The following is an 18,970-nucleotide window of genomic DNA, read 5'->3' on the forward strand; positions in this document are numbered from 1 at the left end:
CTCGGTGAAACGGCTCTTACGCATTCGTCTGCTCCTACATAGGTTGGGCAGACTCTACTTCATGGTGAGGGATTTTGCGGGGGGCAGGTCAACTTGTTTCGCAGGGTGCCGAGTCTTGTCTACTTCCTTTAAGTGAACAGCTTTTATGGCCTCCGCTTCATCGGAGTCTGCTTTGAAAAACTGAATGGCCGTGTCGGCAGCACTCTCTCTTTGCTTTACAATCGGCACAAAGGCGACCCGATAACGATAGGCTGGATCGCCATATTCTGCTTCCGTAAGTGTTGCCTCGAAATTGTCAATCGAGGCCTCAATGTTTTGAGGGAGATTCGATGCGCGCTTCAATGCTGCACGTTGACTAGGGTCGAAGGTCACAAATTGGAGAGCGATTGGCAAGCGCTTTTCCAAACCATATTGTATGCCAAACCACTCTTTGATAGCGTCATTGAAATTTAGGCAGGAAGCTTGGAGCTTTGCACTTAAGTAACTGTCAATGCGTGACGTTGAGCGGTGCTCGATTTCATGGCGAATTTCCAATAAAAACTCCAAATTTTTTTGAGCACCCGAGTCCACCGGTGAATTCGCATGCCTTAGGCAGGCGCCAAGTTCTAAATATTTATCAGCCCCCTCCTTTGTTTTTTGCACCTCACCACCTATGAAATGTCGATATTCAATGCCTTCGCGCTTAAACCAAGCGTGAAGCAAGTAAGTCCAAGCAATGATGCTAGTGACGATAAATATTTCACTTCGAAATGTTAGACCTGCGCCATTGAATGTGTGCACAGCGGCGATCATGGCTTCCCGAGCTTTGATTAAGAGCTCATCACCTTCTGAACTTAATCCAGTCTCAGGGTCCAGATTCGGCCAAAGGGAAAGGAACTGCTGAAGCTCTTCTTCGGAAGCGGTTACCACCAATTTGTGCTTTGTTTTGTCCCTAATTTCCTTAATACGAGCGTGATTAACTGTTCGCGTTGGTCTTGTGAAATAGGACTGAATATCCTGATCATTGTAGCGATCCGATTCAATCATCGCCTTGACGATGCTAATTTCCCACCGCTTCAATTTGTTACCACGCCTTCTCGTCACCATAAATCACAACCTTCCATAAATTAGTTTTTTGTCCAAATCTACATGCAATGACACACAATTGCAGGGCTTCATTTTGACAACTCATATCGTTACCCGAACCCCATTTTCAAAAAATACCTCCAAAGGTGCACTAAATTTACTTCGGTGGAGTAATAATGTTGTCGCTATTTCTAACAGCTACAAAATCAGGATCGTTTTTTCCAATTTCCCAAGCTTGCCGAACATGCAAGTTTCTGCTCATAATAACACTCTCCAGCAAGAGTTCCGGCTTGCCGCCACTCTTTGACATCACAGCGGGAGCCAAAAAGAACATGCCAAACTTTTCGAATTGCTCCAAAAATCCCTCCAGATTCTTTGAGCTAGCAGGCTCCATAGTATTCAAACGCGACACACATATTACTGTTTTCGACGGATCGAGAGATCCATCGCGCTCATCAATCGATTGCATAATATGGACGCGGTAGTGATGAGGATCATCCGCGCTTATCCCTCTGACAATGGAAATTCTAATTTTGTCATTTTCGTCAACGCGACCAAACTTTTCGTTCCACTCCGAAAATATAGACAAGGCCATTTCCCTACTTTCGAAAGACAGTCCAAGCAAGGGAGGTTGAGTATCTTGAGGGCCCATATGAGCATACAAAACCCCCATCCAACCAGCTTTGTCCCACAGATGAGTGTTGATAACACTGCTTACAGCTAGATCACTATGCCGACTGGGAGGCGAATACTCATGTTCATTAGGCTTGTTTTCATTGCTGACTGGTTTGGAAATCGTTTCTTCGCTACCCCCTTTGACATCCAACGGAACTACCGTGGGCAATGGTTCAACTGGTGGATATGAACGCGACACAAGGTGGGACAAATCGTTTAGAGAAGAAAGGTAATTTCCAAAAACTCGACTTTGGGCAAAATGTGAAAAACTAAAAGATACGGTTCTCTCTAGAAGACTCTCTTTTGTGATCATGTGTTCGAAAGATGCTTCTAAATCTGGGAGAGCTGCAATTGCACCCATCGCATGCGTGCAAAACTCTATCAGGTATTTTCCAAAACCTGCCACCGCCGACGCATCCAACAATGAAGCTCCCTTAGGCCAAGCAAGGTTAAGCGTCATTGACACTGGATCAAATTCAAACTCAGGCTCAGAAAGGCCATCTCTTATTCCCACACGAACCTTTAAATTTTCAACTTTTGGCCAAACTCTATTCGAAAATGCCGTAGCAAAGAAACTCTCAATCGCAGTCACACACGCCTCGCAAAGAACGATATCCTCTACGGAATCGCCGCCGCTAATTTCCACCTGAACTCCAATTATTGACGTCAAAGTCAAAAACTCCTGACTTTGATTGACAACAGGAGTTCTTGGAAGGTTAGAGCTAGCAGGCTGTGATGCAGCAGCATTGACCATGTTTGCCAACTCTGAAACATCCGCCCCCTCTGGAATTAAGCCATGCTCATCCAACTCAGTCGCACGGCCTAGGCGGTACATAAGAATTATTTGAGAGCTAAATAATCCCAACGCTTCAAGCATGTCGGGTACATCTGCAAGTAAGAAAAGAGACTCACCTTCAACACCAGCAATGAAACATGAGGTCAATGCGTCTAACTCTTGAATCTTTTCGTCAAGGCGCAGTTTGCTCGCTTCATCTAGTGGAAGTGAGTGTTGCAACCCCCGCATCCAGAAAACACACAACAACAGGTCAGAGACACGCCCCATCTGCAAAGAGAGAAGAGCCAACAGGGAAACGGTTGGTATCGTTTCGATTTTTGTTTCGGCATCTTCAGCAGAGATCGCATTAGCTTGTACTAGTGCCGCAAGGCAAGCTGCCCGAGCGGCCCAAAGCAAACCTGCACCACGGTATGCTACTGCCAAGCAATATAGCGTCTCAAACTGCTCTTCCTTGTACTCGTCTTTCATGAAACAGATAGACGCTTTCCCTAGCCAGCTAACAGCTTCGATAGGCAATTCGTGATCCAGTTTTTGACTGCCCCTACGTAGATAAATCTCACCTGCCTTCCCTTCTTTTTGCCGTTGCCCCATGAATTCAGCCAGATTTTCAGCTAAATCATCCAGAGCCACGCTCTCGGGAACCAGCGAGGACATTGCATCAACAACTTGGTCAACTAATTCGGCAGGGAACTCCCCGAGCCCCTCTGCTCGATCAATGATCCCTGACAAATCCCCCCAAACTTCATCCAAAGCTTGCTCGTTGCCCTTAACATCTGTTTCGGTCAACCTGCTGATCACCAAAAGTGTCTCCGCATATAGGGCGTTATTTGGACGGGATTTATCGTGACTCAGATCAGATAGTTTTTGCCTCATGCGCTTTCTTCTAGCATCTAAGCATAGATGATCAGAAGTCTCCCATCCTTGAAAAACGCGTGCTGCCAACACCTGCAGAAGGTTGCAAAGTTTTGAAATATTCGCCGCGTGATCAAATTTTAAAGCAGTTTCTTCTATATCCTCGTACGTTTCGTTTATTGGCTCGATATCATCGTGCCACCAAAGCATTGTCCATGCATACTCATACTTTGCTCTAAGTATCTGATCGTGAGATCCGTTTTTTTTGCAACATCGATTGCGCGCCTAAACCGTCCCTCAGTTTCGAATCGTGGGCGTTCTAACTCTCGCGACAACCTCGCAGCTTCGTAGGCATCCGATACAAGTTGGGTTTGATCACTTTGTTCGCTGCCCAACCGCAGTATGCGCTCCTCGATCTCTTCCAACTCTTGATTGCGACCGTGATCGCGCGGCCCGAAAATGAGCTTACTTGGATCATGGCTACCAGCCCGAAGATCATTGAACGCGAGATCTTCAAAACCGTTATCAATAGTCTTCTCGATGATCCATTCACGATCCAAGATGGTGACGGGGACGCCGTATTTTTCGGTTAGCGCTCGCTCTTCGTCATGACATTTGTTCGCTTTCACAGGTCGACTAGTCAGAAAGTAGATGCGATCGTATTTGCGACCCGTTTCAATAATGCCCTTTACATCACTGCGAACTTTTGGAGCCCATTTCTCTTTAGTACTTACAGCAAAACCCCAGCGCTCCTTTCCCGCGTTGGCTTCTCCAACGAACCAACGTAGAGCGATTTCATCGGATACGGCATAGGTCTCAGTATCAACCTTTCCGTCTCCACCACCTTCAGGACCTGTTTGTGTTCTCAGATTGGGACACAAAACTCTTTCGCAAAGATGGCGGCAAAAAATCTCAAAATCTTTGTGCTGATTCCGTTCAGTCAGCGTATCCAAGAAGTGACTGAACTCTGATCGACTAAGTGAATAGGCACCAACCTTGGAGCTATCAGAATACAAGTACGGCCGCTTTGCTCTCATTATTTCTGACGGCTTAGGAAAATCACTCATTGTCACCTCCTGTTATTAAGGAGAGACTATCTTCAAAACAGGAACATTCCAAGAACTTAGAAGCATTTTTCCCCATGAGAATCCTCCCTGCAAACTCAATGTTCACTGCTGGTTGCCTGCGAGATGCTATTTCATTGGTTGAGCAAGCTAGTGGCAGCTCTCCTGTTGTGGAATGTTGCCTTGAGATCGTTGTAAGTAAAGAGTTTTTTGCAACCTTCAACGGTAGAATACTAAGTGTTTCTTCTGGGCTGGTTGAGAGGCTTGATGACTGGAAAAAATTGGTTTCTGGCGAATACAATCTACGCTTCGCGTACACATGGCTTTTCCTGCACGAGCTATCGCACTGCACTCTTCGCCACTTTGGTTTGGCGGATGTGACTTGCCTTGTCCGACGCGCATCGCACACCCCCAATCCAATGGTACTCTTACCACCAGAACTGCGCGCGCTTGCCCCCCTATGCTTAGAGATGCAAGCGGATCATGAAGCGTCGGAAATGTGTCTGGGGGCTTACTCGAAGGAAGGGTGGCAGGAGCTGCGCCAAACTGTCTTAGCAGTTTCAAGCATAATGGTTCTCATCGAACTTGAAGATACCAAGAATTGCGCTGAAGGGCGAACGCACCCCAAGGCTGCGACACGGATTTTCCAACTCCTAGCGCATCTAGCAGAGATGCCTTTGATCCAAGCACAAGTTCAACAGGATAACTCGCTCATACCGTCAGAGGACGAACTTCAGGCCTTTGCCCGTGACGTGACTATCCCCTGCTTCTTTGACGCGATCCAACTGGCACAGGCCGCTAGGGCAGTATCCATCGCAAACGACCTCGGCAGTCCAGAGGATTTCTTCAAGGATTTGGAGATAGTCAAACTGGGCGATCCATCCCGATACGACGAACTCAAAACCGAAGGCGCTCGAGAGTGGGCAAAGCTATGGCCGTGTAATGAAGCGCTCAAACCAATCTTGGGCGTTCATTTTATGACTTGAACCCTAACGCGATGCAGCTCGCATCTGTTGCCTGCGACCCAAGCGATGAGGCCTTTTACTTCCACGGGTATGTTTCCTGTTGGCGCTGTGACCAATACAAACTCGTGCAGTCCTTCATCATGACTTTCTGTTAGCGGATCAAGCTGTCCTCCACTCAATCGCGGCAAGTGGTTTGCGCTTCCTTGGATCGGCGCACTGGCTTCACCATCTGGGCCAAGGGGAATGTTGTGCCATTGCCCTCGCACGCCCTGCAAAGCGATCACGAACCCCTCTTCCTCGCTCTCCACCTCAAAGCAAAACCGCTCGCCTAACCGTATGGTCGTGTCGACTGACTTCAACTGACTTTCCCGTTCAAGAATGCCCATGACCAGAGGAACCTGAACAAGCCTGAATTTGTCGGTTCTGGCGCGTTTATTGAGGATCGCCTGCCAACGTTGTTCTGTAGTTTCTGGGAAGACTTCAGCCGCAAGGCGGTGTGCTAACTCGAAGTGATTATCTACCAGCCATTGGTGGATCAGCGTAGCATAGGTTGCCGCTATCTCCCCTCTTCGCATGTTGCGCACGTAATCCTGCCCCCGCGCTACAGGATGGCCAATAGCGTCATCCATAAGCAGTTCTGGCGTCTTGGTGGGATCAAGTTCGGACAGTGCTTTGAGCACGGGATACAGCTTTGCCTTGTCGGCCTTATTCTTTGGATCAAATGACACTTGCTAGTGCAAACACCAAGCAATACCAAAACCACTCATTGCGTACCTTCAGTGAGTGCCGACGGGTTTTCACATTTTATAGCTGCGCAGAGCAATTCAAAATCAATTTTTTGTTCTGCACCTCCACCAAAAAAGGCTGTTGCTTGAATCAAAAAACCACCTACAGCACTTAGCGAAGCGAGAATAGCAAACACTCCGACCCAGAAACCGAAAGTTCTAATCTCACTTGGTATCGAAGCTTCTAACTTGAGACGTTCACCTCGCCAATAAAGGTTGTTGTTACTGTCTAAAGACATCTGGTGAGATTCACCGTCAAATGGGCGATGCCCATCAGGCAATCGATATGGATCACTTTGGGACATTTTTCATGGCTCTAATAAGTGTATCAATTTTTTCTTCAATTCTATTTACATCCTGTTTTCTCGCCATCTCTGTTTGGACGGTGTGCATAGTAGCGTCCAATTCAGATGTTGCAAAAACATTTGACGTCAACCTCGGAAGGACTGATTTCTCTAATACTTTTTTCACATACTCCTCTACATTCTCCATGCGCCTATTATAACGACCAACATCTGATTTATGGCGATGGTATTCATCTATAAATTTTGAGATAGAATTTGCATCTATTTTAATACAATCAGTCACACTACCATCTACATGATCTTCTGTCAATTCATCAAACTTTGTTCGCAATTCTTTGCCTAGCAGCTCATCAAGAGTAAATGCTGCAACAATTATCTGATTTCTGATCGTCGCGTAAGTTTCCGTAAAAACAGAATGCCGAATTGCATCGAAAAGAGTGGATGCAGCAAGTCTTCCGCCAATCTCAGCATTCTTGTCCAAAAGGTTCTTTATTCGTGATTGAATTACTGGATTTTTGTAAAAGGCGCAGGCCGCGTACTCGACTTCCACACGCAACACTTCACTTTCAATATCTAAAACTTTGCTCCGTAATGGATCTGTCAACCACCTAACTGCGAGTAGAAGATTATCTACTTCAAGTTCTCGCGCATCCACCTTAATTGCAATATTTTGCATTAAATCCAGTCCACTTTCTTGGCTTATCAAAGAGCCTCTACCGAAATCGCAGAAGTAGCACCGCTATGTGCTTAGCATCAAGCCCATCTGGCAACCTCGCCCGACCTTTTGACAATCTGTTGCCTGTGGGCGTCCTTCATTTAGAAAAAATGTGGCCCCCAATCACGGTTTAGCCTTCAGCTCAGGATAGAGCTTTGCCTTGTCGGTCTTATTCTTTGGATCAAATAACATGTTTTTTCCATACACCCGTATTCCCCCTCTGAACACCCGAGATAGGCACAGCCCCAAAGTGCTACTCACAGGGTAAGCGCATGGGATAACAGGAATATTTTCCTTGCGTGATCGTAGGAGGATGTGTTTCAATGTTCCATATTTGTTCCACACGTGCGCTGCCGAACATCTGGCGACGTGAGACACACATTTTCCAAAAACCTATTTAAAGAAAGGAGTGCGCGCATGACCTGTCCGCCCGAACCATTTGATATGCCTACCCGCCCCAGCCTCTCCGTTGACTGGGAGGTTTACGCAGCCATGCTTGATACGAGCGATATGCCGTTGGATCAGCAAAAGGAGCTGATCGAAACCCTGTGGTCGATTGTCGTGATGTTTGTCGATCTCGGCTATGACCTGAAACCCACCACGCAAAACTGTGGAGAAGATCAGGAAGCATTGGATCAGGATTCTGCTGATTTGGTATCCTTGCTGAACAGAGAATGGGCACAGACCCGTTCAGAAGAGGAGAACCAATGGCAGGAGTAAGCAAAACAAGACCAAACAAAGCAGTGATCTACTGCCGCGTTTCTGGGGCAAAGCAGGTGCGCGAAGGCGATGGCCTCGCGTCTCAAGAAAACCGTTGCCGCGAATACGCCACCTACAAAGATTATGACGTGGTGGAAGTGTTCAAGGATGACATGTCGGGCAAATTTGAACGCCGCCCTGCCATGGACAGGATGTTAGCGTTTCTGCGCCTGCACCCCAAAGGCAATGTTGTTGTCATCATCGACGATATCAGCCGCTTTGCCCGCAATGTGCAGGCACATATCGCTTTGCGCGAAACATTGAGCGATGCAGGCGGCGTCTTGGAAAGCCCGTCGATTGAATTTGGCGAGGACAGTGACTCGCGCCTTGTCGAGCACATGCTGGCCTCTGTTGCACAGCATCAGCGCGAGAAGAATGCAGAGCAGACCTCCAACCGCATGAAAGGTCGGATGATGAACGGCTATTCCGTCTTCGCTGCACCCGTTGGCTACACATACAAAAAGACAAAGGCGCACGGGAGACTGCTCACCCGAGATGAGCCTGTTGCCTCCATCGTGAAAGAAGCTTTGGAAGGTTATGCCTCTGGTCGGTTCTCTGGGCAGGCAGACATCAAGCGATTTTTGGAAAGCCAGCCTGAGTTCCCAAAAGACCTGCCGAACGGCCTGATCCGTCAACAGAAGGTAACGAATATCCTCAACCGTGTGATCTATGCAGGATACATTGAGCATGAACCATGGGGTATCACGCGCCGCAAAGGCCATCATGAAGCTTTGATCTCTTTGCAGACTTACGAGATCATCCAAGAGCGAAGAAACGGCAAAGGCATCGCGGCCAAGCGGCCTGATATCAATGAAGACTTCCCTCTGCGTGGATCTGTTGTCTGCGCTTGCTGTGACAAGCCAATGACGGCGTATTTTGCACGCAGCGCCACAGGTAAACGCTACCCCTACTACAACTGCCAGACCCGCGATTGCTCAGAATACCGCAAAGGTATCCGCGCTGAGAAGATCGACACGGGGTTTGAGGCGATCCTGCGTGCCATGGCACCCACAGAGAAAATGCTCTCTATGGCAACCTCGATGCTTCACGATGCGTTAGGGCAAAGCAAGGAACAGGTAGCACAGGCTAAATCTGCGCTTAAACGCCAGATCAAGGAGCTGGATAAGCAGCAAGATGCTTTGGTTGAGCGTTTGGTTGAAACCTCGAATCCAAAGGTCATTACCGCGCTCGAAACTAAGGTCGCCAAACTGGAAAACGACAAGCTCCTGCTGAACGACAAACTGTCTCAGGAGACACAATCGGTTTTCCCCCTAGGTGAAATTATCGAACTCTTGAGAGATTTCCTGTCAAACCCTTGGAATATTTACGAAAAGGGTTCGCTCTTGGTACGCAAAACCATCCTGAAAGCAGCCTTCAAAGCACCATTAGCGTACGACCGTAAAAACGGTTATCGAACTCCGCAAGTATCTGAAATTTTTGAGTTTTTGGGGATATTCACATCAAAATGTGAAATGGTGCGGTCGAGAAGACTCGAACTTCCACTCCGGTTAAGGAACAGCGACCTCAACGCTGCGCGTCTACCAATTCCGCCACGACCGCACTGTCTTAGGCTTGGTGTAGCGGCGTATAGACCAGCCTGCCGGGGATGTGAAGCTGAAAAATGCTGGTGAGAGACAGAATATTTTCCGGCGGCAAACCGGTCGGCACAGGTCAGGCTGACAGGCGGGATTCACACCGGAAGACAAGCATGATTCACGCTGGTATCAGCAATGATGGCTGGCTGACGCGAAACCTGATGCAAAGCGGGAAACGAACCTTTTGAACGGTTCACCCTGGGATCGCGCACCGCATGGGATGGGCTCAGATGCCGCATTCCAAGGCCTGCAAGTTCACAATCTGAGAAAAGCACTCGCCACGCCCACGGTCTCCGTTGCAGACGGCGCAATAATATATTTAAATCACCACCTCATCCCAAATGTTGTGCGATCCCTGCCAAAACTGGCATTGAAACTTGCTAAATAATATATTATTCAAATGCCAGTCCAAAATTTTCAGGAACCTTCGATGGCCCGGAACTGCGCACCTTTGATCAACGGCACCTGGCAACAGCCAGAGGGCCGTGACGTTAGAAACAATCTGTGCCCGTCTACAGGTGAACCCATAGGAACCGTCGTCTGCGCCACTTCCGACGATGCGCGATTGGCAGCCGGCGCAGCGGCTGAGGCTTTCCCTGTCTGGTCCGCCCTGCCGCCGGACCAGCGGGCACGGTTTCTGGGCGGCATTGCGCAGCGGTTGCAGGACGTGCACGAGGACATCTCCTCCCTGATCACAACCGAACAGGGTAAGCCGCTGGCTGAGGCGCGGATGGAGATGGACGGGGTGGTTGAGATGTTTGAGCATTTCGCCTCTGTCGCTGAGACCATGCCGTTCCGGTATGAGCGCCCCGGCAAAAACACCAGCCGCACCATCGATATGATCCCGACCGGGCCGGTGATCATCATTACGACCTGGAATTTTCCCGTGGAGACTGCCGCGGTGCATCTGGCTCCTGCGCTGGCTGCAGGCTGTACGGCGGTTGTGATCGCCAACAACTCCACCCCGGCCTCCGTCGCCCGGCTCGTTGGAATCATGCAAGAGGCCGGCCTGCCGCCGGGTACAGTGAACCTGCTGATGGGGTCGTCGGCGATGCTGTCGGAGACACTGATCAAACACCCGGCCACCCGGCATCTGTCTTACACCGGCTCGGTCCGGGTGGGGCGCCAGCTGGCGGCGCAATGCGGCGCCGAGATCATGCGCTGCACGCTGGAGCTGGGCGGCAACGCACCCGCTATCGTGCTGCCTGGCACGGATGTGGAGGCGGCAGCCAAGGCACTGATTTCCAAACGCTTCTGGAATGCGGGCCAGGTCTGCACCGCCCCCAACCGGATCTTTGTGAACCGGGCCCAGCATGACGCCTTTGCCGCGGCCGCAGGCAACTATGCGCGCAATCTGGTGCTGGGCAACGGGCTGGAAGACGGCACCACCATGGGGCCGCTGGCGACCACGGAGCGGGTCGCGTCGATGCAGCGCATTGCCGGGGATGCGGTGGCAAAGGGGGCCGAGGTTATCGTCGACGATCCAGTGGCACAGAACGCCGGCAACTGGGTCACGCCCAAGGTCTTTGCCAATGTGCCCTGGGACGCCTTGGGCCTGCGCGAGGAGATCTTTGGCCCGATTGCCTGCATCACCCCCTATGACGACCTGGAAGCAGTAATTGCCGAGGCCAACAATTGCGAGCTGGCGCTGTCCGGCTATGTCTATGGCCCCGACCAAGGCGAGGCCGAAGCCGTAGCTGCCCGGCTGCAGGTTGGCAGCGTCGCTGTCAATCAGCTGACGACTGCCTATATCGACGTGCCATTTGGCGGCATCAAGCAAAGCGGGCTGGGCTGCGTCGGCGGCGAGGCGGCGGTGCAGGAGTATCTCTTCCCCCGGCTGACAGCGGCTGCGCAATAGGCCGGATACTCCCCCGACTGGAAAGGGCGCCCAAACGGGCGCCCTCTTTTTTCGCCTAGCGCTGGGAACTGAACAACTGAACCGCCCGGCTGATAGGGCGGGCAGCACCCGGCCCTCCCGTTTTGCCATAGGCAAACCTGCGGTTTGACGGGAGGCTGCTCCGCCCCCACCCAGGGTCGGGCAAGCCCTCTGCAAATTAACCGGCACAGCTGAGCACTCTAGCGCTGGGAGGTCTCCCAATTCGGATCGCTGTAATAGGGCAGGTTCGATGGCGGCAGCGGGTCCTTGCCGGCGATCATGTCGGCGGCCTTCTCGCCAATCATCATCGACGGACAGTTGAGGTTGGCCGAGGGGATGATGGGCATCACCGAGGCATCCGCCACCCGCAGGCCCTCGACGCCATGCACCCGGCATTCCGGGTCGACCACCGCCATTGGATCGCCGCCCATCTTGCAGGTGCCGCAGGGGTGATACGAGGAATGACAGGTTTCGCGCAGCCAGGCTTCCAGGTCCGCATCGCTTTCGACTTTTGAGCCGGGGAAGATCTCCTTGCCGGTAAAGGCCGTCAGCGACGGCTGCTGCACCAGTTCCCGGCTGAGGCGGAAACCGGCCTTCAGCTCCTCCACGTCCTCCGGGTGCTCAAGCAGGTTGAACCGGATCCGCGGCGCGGCGAAAGGATCGTTTGACGCCAGCCGCACATAGCCACGGCTTTGCGGGCGCTGGTTGGCGAATTGCAACTGGAAGGCGTGTTCCTTGACGAAATCTGCCGACCCCTCGGCCACCGCGATCTGGAACAGGGCAATCTGCAGGTTGGGGAAGCGCACGCCTGCCTTGGTGCGCACAAAACCGACCGCGTCGAAATGGTTGTTGGCCAGCAGCCCCTTGCGGGTCAGCAGCCAGTCCAGCACGCCCTTGGCCTGCGAGAACAGGTTCAAGTGCTTGTAGAGCGTTACCGGCTGGGTGCAAGCCACCTGCAGCGAGGTCAGCGGGTGGTCCATCAGGTTTTCGCCTACACCCGGAAGGTCGTGCAGCACCTCAATCCCCTGCTCGCGCAGCTGCGCCGCCGGTCCGATGCCGGAGTGCATCAGGATCATCGGGCTGTTGAAGGCGCCCGCCGACAGGATCACCTCGCGGTTGGCCTTGACCGTCACCTCCTGGCCGTTCTGCACCATCCGCAGGCCTGTGGCCTTGCGCCCCTCCATCATGATGTTGCGCACGTGGCAGCCCGTTTCGATAGTCAGGTTGGCCGGCGGGTTGCGCAGGTAGCATTGCGCGGTGGAGGAGCGGCGGCCATCGGCTACGTTCTTGGGCAACAGCCCAAAGCCATCCTGCTGGCCGCCGTTCACATCATCGGTGCGCAGGTATCCCGCCTCGCTGCCTGCTTGCAGGAAGGCCTGGGTCAGCGGATTGTCCGCCCCCATCGTCGAAGCGCGGATCCTGCCCTTGCCCCCTCGGTAATCGCTGGCGCCATCCACCCGGGTTTCCAGCCGTTTGAAGTAAGGCAGCACATCGGCATAGGACCAGCCGCGCGCGCCCGCCTCGGCCCAGCCCTCGTAATCCATCGGGTGGCCGCGCAGGTACAGCTGGCCGTTGATCGAACTTGAGCCGCCCAGAACCTTGCCGCGCGGCTGCACCAGCACCCGGTTGTTCAGGTAAGGCTCCGGCTCGGTCTGGTAATTCCAGTTGTATTTCGGGGCATTGTAGGCATAGCGCATCGCCGCCGGGACATGGAACAAGGGGCTGCTGTCCCTTGGCCCCGCCTCCAGCAGCAGGACAGAGACCGAGGGGTCTTCCGCAAGGCGTGCAGCAATGATGGCGCCAGCACTGCCGGCTCCCACCACGACATAGTCGCAGGTCTTCATCTGTTGTCTTCCCTGTTGAGGGCTTTGTCAGCCCTTGGTCGCTTTCGCGGCGGCGCTGCCCGCAGCCGGGCCCGCCTCCACCGCTTGGCTCAGCTCGTGCTTGGCACGCACTGTTGCGTGATCGATATGGCGGGTCATCAGCACCACCGCCTTTTCCACATTGGCCACCCGGACCGCATCCAGGATCGCCTCATGCTCGAAGTTATGCTTGCCGACCATGCCGCCGTGATCGACCACCCGGAACTGGGTGATGCGGGCGATGCCGTCATACTGGTCGCCAATGATCGCCAGCGAGCGCTTCATGATCGAGGGTTCCAGCAGCGCCAGATGGAACTGGCGGTTCAGTTCCACCTTTTCCCAAAGGTCGGTGGAGCGCTCGTCCTCTTCGATCAGCGCCTGGCAGGCGGCGATGGTTTCATCGGTATGGCGCGGCACCGCATCGGCCAGCACAATGGGTTCCAGCGCGCCGCGGATTTGGTTCATCTCGATCAGCTCGCGCTCATTCATCTTGGCGATGATCGGGCTGCGGCGGGGGCGCAGCTCCACCAGGCTTTCGGCCGCCAGCATCCGGATCGCTTCGCGCAGCGGCACAATGGAGATGTCCATCTCCTTGGCCAGCGGCATGATCTTCAGCTCCTCGCCGGCTTTCAGCTCACCCGCGATGATCTGCTGTTTCAGAACCTCATAGATCGCCTTGGGGCCATCACCGTAGTTGAGGATGTTCTTCATTCTGAAACCTCCCAAAGCCCGGATCCGGGCAGGACTGCTGCACGGACGGCGGCAGAAACAGCACGCTCTGCCCCCTTATGCCCGTAGGACATCGAAAAGCCTGGTGCAAGACGCTCGCTCATCCGGCCTCCAGCACTTTGGACAGGAACTGCTGCAGCCGCGCGTTCTGCGGGTTGTCGAACAGCTGCCCCGGCGCGCCCTGCTCGACCATGCGGCCGCCGTCAAAGAAGCACACCCGGTCAGACACTTCCTTGGCAAATCCCATCTGATGGGTGACCAGCAGGATGGTATAACGCCCCGATTTGGCCAGATCACGGATCACTTCCAGCACCTCGCCGACCATTTCCGGGTCCAGCGCCGAGGTCGGCTCGTCGAACAGCAGCACCTCGGGGTGCATTGCCAGGGTGCGGGCTATTGCCACCCGCTGCTGCTGGCCGCCCGACAGCTGGCTGGGATAGTGGCCCGCCTTGTCGGCCAGCCCGACCATGGTCAAAAGGCGCATCGCCTCCTCAGTGGCCTCGGCCTTTGATTGGCCCAGCGTATGCACCGGCGCCTCGATGCAGTTTTCCAGCGCCGTCATATGCGGGAACAGGTTGAAGTTCTGGAACACCATGCCGATTTTCGAGCGGATCCGGCGCACATGCGCGGTGCTGGCATCGACCAGCGTGCCGTTCTTCTGCATCCGGTTCAGCGGCTCGCCGTCCACATACATGGTGCCGCCCTGGATGCCCTCCAGCGTCATCAGAACCCGCAGCACCGTGGTCTTGCCCGAGCCGGAGGGCCCGATGATCGAGACCACCTCGCCCTTGCCGACGCTGAAATCGAGATCTTTCAGAACCTGCAGCGCGCCATAGGCTTTCAGCACCTTGTCGAATTGGATCATGGGATGGGTCAATGCAGGATGCTCCTCTTGACGTAGTTCTCCACCAGGCGGATCAGGAAGGCGGCGATCAGGCTCATCACCAGGAAGAAGATCCCGGCAATGGTGACGGCTTCGGTAAAGCGGTAGTATTCCGCGCCGATCAGCTTGGAGATTTGCATGATTTCCGCCACGGCCACAAAGGACAAGAGCGGCGTTTCCTTGAAGATCGCCACCAGGTAATTGCCCAGCGCCGGCACAATGGGGGGCAGCGATTGCGGGATGATCACATCCCGGAAGGTGCGGTAGGTCGACAGGTTAAGCGCAATGCAAGCCTCCCACTGGCCCTTGGGCACCGCCTGGAACCCGGCCCGGTAGACCTCAGCACACAGGGCAGAATTGTAGATGCCGATGGCCAGAATGCCCGTGGTCAGCGGCGGCAGTGTGATGCCGAAGTCTGGCAGCAGGAAGAACATGAAGAATATCTGCACCAACAGGGGCGTTGCCCGGATGAACTCGATGAACTCAGTGGCCGGCCTGCTGATCCAGGGCGAGCGGTGCGTCTTCAGCAGCATCAGGATCAGCCCGCCGATCAGCGCCAGCCCAAAGCTCGCGACCGTGGCCCAGACAGTGACGCCTGCGGCTTCCCACATTTTGGGCAGCACCACGTCGAATGTGAAATCCCATCTCCAGTCCATGGCTCAGACCCTCTTGCTCAGATGGCGGGAGAAGCGCTCTTCCAATGCGTCGCCGCCAAAGCGCACGAACTGGGCAAAGCAGTAGTAAAGCATCAGCGTGATCGCGAAGATCTCCACGGTGCGGAAATGCAGCTGGTTCTGCTGCACGCTGGCATAGGTGATGTCGACCAGGGTAACGGCAGAGACCAGCGCCGTGGCCTTGATCAGCTCAATGGTGAGGTTGACCATGCCGGGGATCATAATGGCGATGGCCTGCGGCAGGATGATCCGCACCATCCGGTTCCAGGGCGAGATATTGAGGGCAATCGTCGCCTCGGTCTGACCCTTTGGCACTGCACCGATGGCGCCGCGGGCGATCTCTGCACCATAGGCACCGAAGTTCAACCCGATGCCGAGCACACCTGCCAGAACCGGCGACATGGTAAGGCCGAATTCGGGCATCACAAAGAACAGCCAGAACAGGATCACCAGCAGCGAGGTGCCGCGGAAGATCTCGATATAGCCAACCGCCAGCCACAGCACCGCACCCGAAGCCTTGGCCCGGGCAACACCGGCAATCAGCGACATGGCCATGAAGACAAGCCAGGACAGCACCGAGATTTGAACCGTCACCACCGCGCCTTTCAGGATCGCGGGCAGAAACATCTTCAGCTCGGCAAAGGTCGCCACCGACAGGCCCGCCAAAAAGGCAGCCAAGCCAATGACAATGGCAATTCTTGGTACCATCCGGCCCTCCCCATCCGTCATGCCTCCCCCGGGTCCGGAGCCGGAGGAGACTGTTGGTTTCAGCTGCCGCAGAGTTCGGCAGTGGCGCTGATCGGCAGTTCGTCGGCAGTCATGCCGTGTTCCTGCAAGAGCGCGATATGCGCGTCGGAGCCGATGAACTTGGTCAGCTCGGCATTGAAGGCTGCGACGAAGTCAGCATCCGCCGGGCGGAAGGCAAAGGCGCCGTGCGAAACCGCTGCCTGGCCTGCCACCTCGGCAAAGGGCGCGGTGGATTCGATCGGCGCATCCGGCAGGCTTTCGATGATCTGACGCACGCCGGGGGCCGAGACCGCCCAGGCATCAATGCGGCCCGCGCGCAGGGCAGCCACCCCGGTCGGGTTGTCGGGCAGCTGCGAGATGCTGGTGTCGGTCAAACCGACGGCCTCGGCATAGCCTTTCTGGGCAGAGCCCGATACCACGCCGATCTTCAGCCCCTGTTCGGCCACGGATTCATAGTTGGTGACGCCCTTTGGGTTGCCCTTGGCCACCACCATCGCCTGCTGGATGCCGAAGGTCGGCTCAGAGAATTGCACCTCTGCGCAGCGCTTGGGGGTGACGAACATGCCGGCAGCCACGACGTCGAAACGGTCGGCCTTGACGCCGGGGATCAATGCGCCCCAGTCGGTGGACTTGGCCTCGGCGATCTTGCCGCCCATGGCGTCCAGAACCGCGCGCAGGGTTTCGACGTCAGTGCCGGTAAGATTGCCGCTGTCGTCCTGGTAAGCATAGGGTTTGAAGTTGTAGAAGGCGACGCGCAGCCCCTCACCCTTGGCGCGGTCCATCAGGCTGCCGGCTTGGGCCGCCATCGCGGGCAGCATTGCCACGCTTGCCGCCAGGGCGCCTTTCAGCACGGTTCTGCGGATCTTGTTGAATGTCATGTTTTTTCTCCCTGTATTATTGTGTTGTCAGTCCGGTGTTCCGCGGAGCAGCCGGCCATAGCCCGGCACCCCTCCCGGCACCCCCAGCGAGGCCAGGACATCCCAGGCCATTGCCTGGTTGCTGGACACCGCGGGAATGCCGGTCACTGTCTCAATCCGCTCCAATACCCCCAGCGACTGGAAATCCGTGCAGGAGACAAAAGTAGCCTCTGCCCCGTCGCCGCCCAGCCGGGCGGCAGCTTCGAGGATGGCTTCAGGCCGGACCCGGCTGATGTCCGCGGAGGCAGTGATGCCGAAGTCGAACCTGCGGTTGATGGAAAAACCCGCCGCCTCGAACTGCGCCGCCATGCGGGCCGCGATTTCCGGCTCGTACGGCGTCACCAGGTTGATGCGGCCTGCGCCCAGGTGGCGCAGCGCGCCTGCGGCGGCCTCCACCGGGTTCACCAGCAGCGCACCGGGCCGCACAGTTTGGATGGCATCGCGGATCACGTCCGGACCAATGGCAAGGGTGCCGGATGTGCAGCCAAAGATGACCGCATCCAGCGCCACCTCCGGGTTCAGCAGCTGCGCGGCCTCCGCCAGCTGCGGCGCCATCTTGGCCAGCTGCTCCACGGTGCAATCGCCGGCAAAGGCAATGCGGGTGGTGAAGGTCAGCACGTTCCGAGGCAGAAGCAGCCCCAGGTCGCGTTCGATCACCTGATCATTGGCCAGCGCCAGCACGCCCACCCGGAACGGGCCGGGGCTTTCGCCCAGCACGGTTTCGGTCAGCGGGATCTGGTCTTGCGTCGTCATCGTCCGGCCTTGGGCAGTGAGGGAACGGGAGCCGGGGAGGCCCCCTTCCGGGTTAGCCTTTGCAAAGATCGGCAGTGCTGCGCGAGGGCAGCTCGCTGGGTTGCAAACCATGCGCCTCCATGATCTTCAGATGTTCCGGCGTGCCGATGAACGCGGCCAGCTTGGCGTTGAACGCCGCGACAAAATCCGCCTCATCCGGGCGCACCGCATAGGCGCCATGCGGACTGGCTGGCTTGCCATCCACCTCGGCAAAGGGCTGCAGCATTTCAAACGCACCGTCTTCATTGCCGGCCACCGCCAGCCGCGCCCCTGGCGCATCAATGGCAAAGGCATCGGCCCGGCCGGCGCGCACCGCTGCCAGCCCGGTCGGCGTATCCGGCACCTGCATGATGCTGGCTTCCTCCACGCCGACGCTCTTGGCCCAATCGACCTGAGCAGTGCCGGAGATCGCCGCCATGGTCACGCCCGCCTCGCGCACGCTTTCATATGCGGACAGACCCGCAGGGTTGCCGCTTTTCACCACCAGCGCCTGCTGAATGCCGAAGGTAGGTTCGGAAAAGGCGACTTCGTTGCAGCGCTTGGGCGTCACGAACATCGCTGCCGCCACGATATCAAACCGGCCCGCCTTCAGCCCCGGGATCAGGTTGCCCCATTCGGTCGAGGTTTCCGAAGCAATGCTCAGACCCATTTCGCCCAGAATATGGCGCAGGATTTCCACCTGCTCGCCGATCACCTTGCCGTCGCCATCGACATAGGCAAAGGGGGCAAAGTTGTAATAGGCGACCCGCAGGCCATCCGCTTTGCCGCGCTCTTCCAGCGTTTCGGCCATGCCCAGCGCGGGCACCCCGGCCAATGCAGCTGCCGCCACTGTCTTGAGCAATGTCCGGCGCAATCTGTTGAGTTTCATGTTGTCCTCCCTTGGTGCGGCACCGCGGATTTCCCCGCGGCGCCCA

At 55.3% G+C, this 18,970-nt stretch carries 17 protein-coding genes, 1 tRNA gene and 1 pseudogene; 4 read left to right on the forward strand and 15 right to left on the reverse strand.

The annotated features are described in order from the left end of the window. Positions 1–54 precede the first annotated feature (54 nt). From ACXAHG_RS04830 to ACXAHG_RS04840, 3 genes are all read right to left on the reverse strand, one after another. Positions 55–1,026, reverse strand: a complete 972-nt coding sequence (locus ACXAHG_RS04830) for a DUF3644 domain-containing protein (protein WP_475056162.1) — start codon at positions 1,024–1,026, stop codon at positions 55–57. 196 nt (positions 1,027–1,222) lie between these two features. Further along, positions 1,223–3,598 (reverse strand): hypothetical protein, encoded by a 2,376-nt coding sequence (locus ACXAHG_RS04835; protein ID WP_475056163.1) that lies wholly within the window; start codon positions 3,596–3,598, stop codon positions 1,223–1,225. After that, a complete protein-coding gene (locus tag ACXAHG_RS04840; RefSeq protein WP_475056164.1) occupies positions 3,565–4,455 on the reverse strand; it encodes a hypothetical protein in 891 nt (296 codons plus the stop codon). The genes ACXAHG_RS04835 and ACXAHG_RS04840 overlap by 34 nt, the downstream gene beginning before the upstream one ends. Between ACXAHG_RS04840 and ACXAHG_RS04845 the strand changes: the two genes are divergently transcribed. Then, positions 4,455–5,438, forward strand: a complete 984-nt coding sequence (locus ACXAHG_RS04845) for a hypothetical protein (protein ID WP_475056166.1) — start codon at positions 4,455–4,457, stop codon at positions 5,436–5,438. The genes ACXAHG_RS04840 and ACXAHG_RS04845 overlap by 1 nt on opposite strands. Here ACXAHG_RS04845 and ACXAHG_RS04850 read toward each other — a convergent pair. The 3 genes from ACXAHG_RS04850 to ACXAHG_RS04860 are packed head-to-tail and all read right to left on the reverse strand — an operon-like array spanning position 5,423 to position 7,183. Then, complete coding sequence (locus ACXAHG_RS04850; RefSeq protein ID WP_475056167.1) at positions 5,423–6,145, reverse strand: hypothetical protein; 723 nt, start codon at positions 6,143–6,145, stop codon at positions 5,423–5,425. The genes ACXAHG_RS04845 and ACXAHG_RS04850 overlap by 16 nt on opposite strands. A 35-nt stretch (positions 6,146–6,180) precedes the next feature. Then, positions 6,181–6,507: a hypothetical protein gene (locus ACXAHG_RS04855; RefSeq protein ID WP_475056169.1), complete on the reverse strand. Its 327-nt coding sequence runs from the start codon at positions 6,505–6,507 to the stop codon at positions 6,181–6,183. Next, complete coding sequence (locus ACXAHG_RS04860) at positions 6,494–7,183, reverse strand: hypothetical protein (protein ID WP_475056170.1); 690 nt, start codon at positions 7,181–7,183, stop codon at positions 6,494–6,496. Before ACXAHG_RS04860 ends, ACXAHG_RS04855 begins: the two co-directional genes overlap by 14 nt. A gap of 456 nt (positions 7,184–7,639) precedes the next feature. Between ACXAHG_RS04860 and ACXAHG_RS04865 the strand changes: the two genes are divergently transcribed. Together ACXAHG_RS04865 and ACXAHG_RS04870 are read left to right on the forward strand one after the other, a co-directional pair. Further along, entirely contained in the window at positions 7,640–7,942 is a 303-nt protein-coding gene (locus ACXAHG_RS04865; protein ID WP_475056172.1) for a hypothetical protein, read from the forward strand. Then, a pseudogene (locus ACXAHG_RS04870) lies at positions 7,930–8,904 on the forward strand (recombinase family protein); the annotation flags it as partial. The gene ACXAHG_RS04865 and the pseudogene ACXAHG_RS04870, both read left to right, overlap by 13 nt. Before the next feature lie 550 nt (positions 8,905–9,454). Here ACXAHG_RS04870 and ACXAHG_RS04875 read toward each other — a convergent pair. Next, positions 9,455–9,541: transfer RNA gene (locus ACXAHG_RS04875), tRNA-Leu, on the reverse strand. 465 nt (positions 9,542–10,006) lie between these two features. Between ACXAHG_RS04875 and ACXAHG_RS04880 the strand changes: the two genes are divergently transcribed. Continuing rightward, a complete protein-coding gene (locus tag ACXAHG_RS04880) occupies positions 10,007–11,434 on the forward strand; it encodes an aldehyde dehydrogenase family protein (RefSeq protein ID WP_475056174.1) in 1,428 nt (475 codons plus the stop codon). Positions 11,435–11,652: 218 nt separating this feature from the next. Here the strand turns inward: ACXAHG_RS04880 and ACXAHG_RS04885 are convergent, their stop codons facing one another. The 8 genes from ACXAHG_RS04885 to ehuB (ACXAHG_RS04920) form a co-directional block, all read right to left on the reverse strand. Then, positions 11,653–13,296, reverse strand: coding sequence for a choline dehydrogenase (locus ACXAHG_RS04885; protein WP_475056176.1), 1,644 nt, complete (start codon positions 13,294–13,296; stop codon positions 11,653–11,655). A 27-nt stretch (positions 13,297–13,323) separates the two neighbouring features. After that, on the reverse strand, positions 13,324–14,025 hold the full coding sequence (locus tag ACXAHG_RS04890; RefSeq protein WP_475044313.1) for a GntR family transcriptional regulator: 702 nt from the start codon (positions 14,023–14,025) through the stop codon (positions 13,324–13,326). 118 nt (positions 14,026–14,143) lie between these two features. Beyond that, positions 14,144–14,920, reverse strand: a complete 777-nt coding sequence (ehuA, locus tag ACXAHG_RS04895; protein WP_475044315.1) for an ectoine/hydroxyectoine ABC transporter ATP-binding protein EhuA — start codon at positions 14,918–14,920, stop codon at positions 14,144–14,146. Beyond that, positions 14,917–15,582: an ectoine/hydroxyectoine ABC transporter permease subunit EhuD gene (gene ehuD / locus ACXAHG_RS04900; RefSeq protein ID WP_475056178.1), complete on the reverse strand. Its 666-nt coding sequence runs from the start codon at positions 15,580–15,582 to the stop codon at positions 14,917–14,919. The genes ehuA and ehuD overlap by 4 nt, the downstream gene beginning before the upstream one ends. A gap of 3 nt (positions 15,583–15,585) precedes the next feature. Beyond that, positions 15,586–16,308, reverse strand: coding sequence for an ectoine/hydroxyectoine ABC transporter permease subunit EhuC (gene ehuC / locus ACXAHG_RS04905; RefSeq protein WP_475034574.1), 723 nt, complete (start codon positions 16,306–16,308; stop codon positions 15,586–15,588). 59 nt (positions 16,309–16,367) lie between these two features. Then, positions 16,368–17,225, reverse strand: coding sequence for an ectoine/hydroxyectoine ABC transporter substrate-binding protein EhuB (gene ehuB, locus ACXAHG_RS04910; RefSeq protein WP_475056180.1), 858 nt, complete (start codon positions 17,223–17,225; stop codon positions 16,368–16,370). A gap of 27 nt (positions 17,226–17,252) precedes the next feature. After that, positions 17,253–18,017 (reverse strand): maleate cis-trans isomerase family protein, encoded by a 765-nt coding sequence (locus ACXAHG_RS04915; RefSeq protein ID WP_475056181.1) that lies wholly within the window; start codon positions 18,015–18,017, stop codon positions 17,253–17,255. A gap of 52 nt (positions 18,018–18,069) precedes the next feature. Next, positions 18,070–18,924 (reverse strand): ectoine/hydroxyectoine ABC transporter substrate-binding protein EhuB, encoded by an 855-nt coding sequence (gene ehuB / locus ACXAHG_RS04920; RefSeq protein WP_475056183.1) that lies wholly within the window; start codon positions 18,922–18,924, stop codon positions 18,070–18,072. Positions 18,925–18,970 lie beyond the last annotated feature (46 nt).

The organism is Leisingera sp. ABD4_442, assembly GCF_056160905.1.

Excerpts from the sequence above, each read along its gene's own strand:
- ACXAHG_RS04830 (WP_475056162.1), bottom strand. The coding sequence starts at position 1,026 with ATGATTGAATCGGATCGCTACAATGATCAGGATATTCAGTCCTATTTC.
- ACXAHG_RS04835 (WP_475056163.1), bottom strand. The coding sequence starts at position 3,598 with ATGCTTTGGTGGCACGATGATATCGAGCCAATAAACGAAACGTACGAG.
- ACXAHG_RS04840 (WP_475056164.1), bottom strand. The coding sequence starts at position 4,455 with ATGAGTGATTTTCCTAAGCCGTCAGAAATAATGAGAGCAAAGCGGCCG.
- ACXAHG_RS04855 (WP_475056169.1), bottom strand. The coding sequence starts at position 6,507 with ATGTCCCAAAGTGATCCATATCGATTGCCTGATGGGCATCGCCCATTT.
- ACXAHG_RS04860 (WP_475056170.1), bottom strand. The coding sequence starts at position 7,183 with ATGCAAAATATTGCAATTAAGGTGGATGCGCGAGAACTTGAAGTAGAT.
- ACXAHG_RS04865 (WP_475056172.1), top strand. The coding sequence starts at position 7,640 with ATGACCTGTCCGCCCGAACCATTTGATATGCCTACCCGCCCCAGCCTC.
- ACXAHG_RS04880 (WP_475056174.1), top strand. The coding sequence starts at position 10,007 with ATGGCCCGGAACTGCGCACCTTTGATCAACGGCACCTGGCAACAGCCA.
- ACXAHG_RS04885 (WP_475056176.1), bottom strand. The coding sequence starts at position 13,296 with ATGAAGACCTGCGACTATGTCGTGGTGGGAGCCGGCAGTGCTGGCGCC.
- ACXAHG_RS04890 (WP_475044313.1), bottom strand. The coding sequence starts at position 14,025 with ATGAAGAACATCCTCAACTACGGTGATGGCCCCAAGGCGATCTATGAG.
- ehuD (WP_475056178.1), bottom strand. The coding sequence starts at position 15,582 with ATGGACTGGAGATGGGATTTCACATTCGACGTGGTGCTGCCCAAAATG.
- ehuC (WP_475034574.1), bottom strand. The coding sequence starts at position 16,308 with ATGGTACCAAGAATTGCCATTGTCATTGGCTTGGCTGCCTTTTTGGCG.
- ehuB (WP_475056180.1), bottom strand. The coding sequence starts at position 17,225 with ATGACATTCAACAAGATCCGCAGAACCGTGCTGAAAGGCGCCCTGGCG.
- ACXAHG_RS04915 (WP_475056181.1), bottom strand. The coding sequence starts at position 18,017 with ATGACGACGCAAGACCAGATCCCGCTGACCGAAACCGTGCTGGGCGAA.
- ehuB (WP_475056183.1), bottom strand. The coding sequence starts at position 18,924 with ATGAAACTCAACAGATTGCGCCGGACATTGCTCAAGACAGTGGCGGCA.